General features: G+C 63.4%; 4 protein-coding genes. All 4 read right to left on the minus strand.

Going from position 1 to position 3,281, the window contains the following annotated elements:
* A partial coding sequence (locus EOD15_RS31245; protein ID WP_148129724.1) for a DegT/DnrJ/EryC1/StrS aminotransferase family protein occupies positions 1-1,135 on the minus strand: 1,135 nt, incomplete at its 3' end.
* A gap of 248 nt (positions 1,136-1,383) precedes the next feature.
* Complete coding sequence (locus tag EOD15_RS31250) at positions 1,384-2,307, minus strand: carbohydrate kinase (RefSeq protein WP_127322151.1); 924 nt, start codon at positions 2,305-2,307, stop codon at positions 1,384-1,386.
* Complete coding sequence (locus tag EOD15_RS31255) at positions 2,304-2,750, minus strand: RbsD/FucU domain-containing protein (RefSeq protein ID WP_023808513.1); 447 nt, start codon at positions 2,748-2,750, stop codon at positions 2,304-2,306. Before EOD15_RS31255 ends, EOD15_RS31250 begins: the two co-directional genes overlap by 4 nt.
* On the minus strand, positions 2,750-3,281 hold a 532-nt coding region (locus tag EOD15_RS31260), incomplete at its 5' end, for an ROK family protein (protein WP_148129725.1). The genes EOD15_RS31260 and EOD15_RS31255, both read right to left, overlap by 1 nt.

The following is a 3,281-nucleotide window of genomic DNA, read 5'->3' on the forward strand; positions in this document are numbered from 1 at the left end:
CCGCGGCCTGCGCCGAATTCGAGCCGTTATAGTTGCGGATCGTCTCGATGATGCGGTCCTGGTCGGCTTCGCTGAGATAAGGGTGCATGGGCAGGCACAGGATCCGCTTCGGCAAGTCTTCTGATACGGCAAGGCCGGTCGGCGTGCGTGGGTAGTCGCGATAAGCGACCTGGGCATGCAGCGGCTTCACGTAGTAGATGACAGACGGAATACCCTTTTCGCCGAGATGCGCCCTCAGCCCGTCGCGCTTGGGCGTCTCGATCGCGTATTGCGCCCAGGCCGAACGGCTGCCGTCCAGATTGCGCGCCGCAGTGACGATATCGCCAAGCCCTTCGGCATAGCGCTTTGCCACCACCTGCCGGGCGACCATCTCGTCTTCGAGGATTGCCAGCTTCTCGATCAGGATCGCCGCCTGGATCGTGTCGAGTCGCGAATTGATGCCGACGCGGACATTGTCGTACTGCGTCTCGCCCTTGCCATGGAAGGCGAAGGAGCGAAGCTGCTCAGCCAGCGCATCGTCATTGGTGAACATCGCGCCGCCGTCGCCGTAGCAGCCAAGCGGCTTGGCCGGATAGAAGCTGGTCGATCCGACATGGCCGAAAGCACCGCACATCTTGCCGTCGAGCGAACCGCCCACCGACTGGGCGGCATCCTCGATCACCATCAGCCCTTCGCGGTTGGCGATCGCCATGATCGCCTCGTAATCGGCGGCTAGGCCAAACAGATCGACAGGAATGATAGCCTTCGGCTTCAGCCTTCCTTCCTTCTTGATCATGGCGATGGCCGCTTCGAGGCTGGCAATGTCGATGTTGTAGCTATGCGGGTCGACATCGACGAACACCGGCTCGGCCTTGGCCAGTGCCACCACTTCGGCGGTGGCGGCGAAAGTGAAGCTCGGAACGAACACCGCGTCACCCGGGCCGATGCCGGCCGCAAACAGTGGCAACATCAGCGCGTCGGTGCCGTTGGCGCAGGCCACGACATGCTTGGTGCCGATATAGGCGGCAAGCTTATTCTCGAATTCGGTGACTTGCGGGCCAAGAATATAACGGCCTTCGTCGACGACACGGTCGATCGCGGCCTTCAGTCGGTCGCGGATTCGTTCGCGCTGCGCGCCAAGATCGATGAACTGCATGTCGGCCTCAAAACAGGTTAGCCAGATAATCGGCCGCTGGTACCAGAGTTGCGCTTGCCGAGAAAGCCGGGCAGGCGGGGCCCTAAATTGCCCAAGTGTCGCAGTCCGTTACCAGTATTTCCCGGCGAATGTCAGTCAGATGCCGGAAATCCGGGCTTCGTCGGGCACCATCCCGCCCTTATAGCCCTGTAAAGAGCCCCTGCGAAACATAAAGTGATCGATTGGGCTCAACTTATGTTGAGCGTTGCTCAGGCGATTTCATGTCGCCAGGGTGGATTGGCGCCGGCCCGCGACACGGTCACTGCCGCCGCCTTCGCGCCGAGCGCCAGCGCCTTGTGGATGGCGCCTTTCGACAAGCGGGAAATCGCCGCCTTGGTCAGCAGGCCCTGCTCATGCAAGGAGGCGAGGATGCCGGCGTTGAAGGTATCGCCGGCGCCGACCGTGTCGACCACCTCGACCTTTTCCGGCATGACGGTGACGGCATGTTCCCTGGTATAGCCGACGGCGCCTTCGCTGCCATGGGTGACGACGATCAGCTTCGGGCCTCGATCCAGCCAGTTGCGGATGACATCCTCGTGCGAGCCGGCTTCGCCGAACCAGTTCAGGTCTTCGTCCGACAATTTCACGATATCGGCCATCGCCATCATCGCGCGAATGCGCCTGAGGTGCTTGGCCTTGTCCGGTATGAAGTTCGGCCGGATGTTGGGATCGAGCATCATCACTCGACTTTCATGCTCGCGCCGCATGAACTCCTCATAGGCACTGCCGGCGGGCTCCGAAATCAGGCTGATGGCACCGAACAGCATGGCTTCGATCTCGCTGCCAAGCTGCGGCAGGTCGTCGACGGTCAGCATGCGGCCGGCGGTGTTCTCGTCATAGAAAGTGTAGGTCGCCTGGCCGTTGGTGAGCTTGACGAAGGCCAGCGTCGTTGGCCGTGGTGAGGTGTGCGCATAGGTGGAGCTGACCTTGCTTGCCCCCAGCGCATCCCGGAACTGGCCGCCGAACAGATCCGACGACAGGCCCGAAAAGAAACCTGCCGGCGCGCCGAGCCGGCCAAGCGCGATCGCCGTGTTGAACACCGCGCCGCCGACATAAGGCGCAAAGGCCGGCTCACCCGCTGTCGTCGTGCGCGGCAGCATGTCGATCAGGGCTTCGCCGCAGCAGAGGATCATGGCTTCCTGGTCTCCGGCGGATGGATCACGCCCTTGCGTATGATGATGTTGGCGTAGAGCCGCGGCTCGCTGGTCGCGACGATGGCATGCGCCGATTTGACCCGTGCATAGAAGTCGGCGCCGGCCAGCGCAACCACCTTGCGGCCTGGCGCCCGTTTGGCGCAGATCGCCTCGATCTCATGATGGACGGGATCGGCAAGCGAGGGATCGCCCTTGACCGAGGCGCGAAACAGCGCCTCCGGCACGGCGTCATCGACAGGCAGGACACTCAATATCGCGTCGAGTACGGGGATAAGAGGGTGACCATCGGCGCGCACCAGCCGGGTTGCCTGCTGTTCCGCCGGATAGTTTCCGTCGACAAGGGCGATTTCGTCGCCATGCCCCATGCCGCGCAGGATCGCCAGAAGCTCCGGACCGAGCAGCGCCGGAATTCCGATCAGCATCACGCGCTCCTGGAAATCGTCGTCGAGCCGATCAGGAAGCGTTCGGAAAGTGGCAGGCTGGCGCCGCCGAGCGCCCGGGCATGGATGCCGACGGTTCCCTCGCGAATGGCGGGCAGCTTCAAGCCTTCGCCGTCGATCGTGGCGATCGCCGCGACGATGGCACCGACCAGTCGGCGGCGCACCGCCTTCGGCATCCAGCCGTCGATCACCGCCGCTTCGAAATCGATGATCGAGGACGCGGCGACGATGGCGTAGGCGAGGGCCCTTGAGGCGCTGGCGATCCAGTCGTCGAGCTCGGGTCCGATCTCGCCCCAGTCTTCCGGCGAGGTCCACAGATGCGAGGCCTCGACGCCGCGCGCATTGAGCGCCTTTTCGAGCATGGCGATGGAAGCGACATCGATTAGTTGGGTCGGCTTGCCGTCCGGCCCGGGCACCGGCATGGAGCCCAGCGCTCCGGCATTGCCGGTCGGGCCGCCAAAAAGCCGGCCGTTCAGCACGATGCCGCCACCGGCAAAGGCGCCGATATAGAAA

Source organism: Mesorhizobium sp. M7A.T.Ca.US.000.02.2.1 (assembly GCF_003996995.1).
Taxonomy (GTDB): domain Bacteria; phylum Pseudomonadota; class Alphaproteobacteria; order Rhizobiales; family Rhizobiaceae; genus Mesorhizobium.

Excerpts from the sequence above, each read along its gene's own strand:
- EOD15_RS31250 (WP_127322151.1), bottom strand. The coding sequence starts at position 2,307 with ATGATCCTCTGCTGCGGCGAAGCCCTGATCGACATGCTGCCGCGCACG.
- EOD15_RS31255 (WP_023808513.1), bottom strand. The coding sequence starts at position 2,750 with ATGCTGATCGGAATTCCGGCGCTGCTCGGTCCGGAGCTTCTGGCGATC.